This is a genomic window from Pseudoalteromonas sp. S1727 (assembly GCF_005886375.1).
GTDB classification, from domain to species: Bacteria; Pseudomonadota; Gammaproteobacteria; order Enterobacterales; family Alteromonadaceae; genus Pseudoalteromonas; species Pseudoalteromonas haloplanktis.
Genome location: NZ_PNDT01000213.1, coordinates 1 through 500, shown reverse-complemented (window position 1 = coordinate 500; position 500 = coordinate 1). Strand labels below are relative to the sequence as shown.

The following is a 500-nucleotide window of genomic DNA, read 5'->3' as shown; positions in this document are numbered from 1 at the left end:
AAAAGGTGCTGATGGTTGCAAATGCACAACTCTGCTATCATTAACACACTTTCAGCAGGGGCCTTATCCCTTGTTAATTTAATCAAATTTTTTGTTTTGGAATTAATTGTGACTGCAACTGCTTTTTCATCTCTCGCTTTACCAACTGGGTTGGTAGATAACTTATCAACGTTAGGTTATACCCAAATGACGGCCGTTCAGGCACAAAGTTTGCCGCCTGTGTTGGAAGGTAAAGACATTATCGCACAAGCCAAAACAGGCTCAGGTAAAACCGCTGCGTTTAGTCTAGGTGTACTTGCTAAGCTCAATGTGAAACGTTTTCGTATTCAATCGTTAGTACTTTGCCCAACCCGAGAGCTTGCTGAACAAGTTGCCGTGGAAATGCGAAAATTAGCGCGTGGTATTCACAATATTAAAATTTTAACTTTATGTGGTGGTGTATCAATAGGGCCGCAAATTGGTTCTTTGGAACATGGCGCGCACATTATTGTTGGTACACC

Annotated in this window: 1 protein-coding gene; it reads left to right on the top strand. The window is 41.6% G+C overall.

The annotated features are described in order from the left end of the window. Positions 1-108: 108 nt before the first annotated feature. Positions 109-500, top strand: a 392-nt coding sequence (locus CWB85_RS21680; protein ID WP_138556003.1) for a DEAD/DEAH box helicase, incomplete at its 3' end; no start/stop codon positions are given.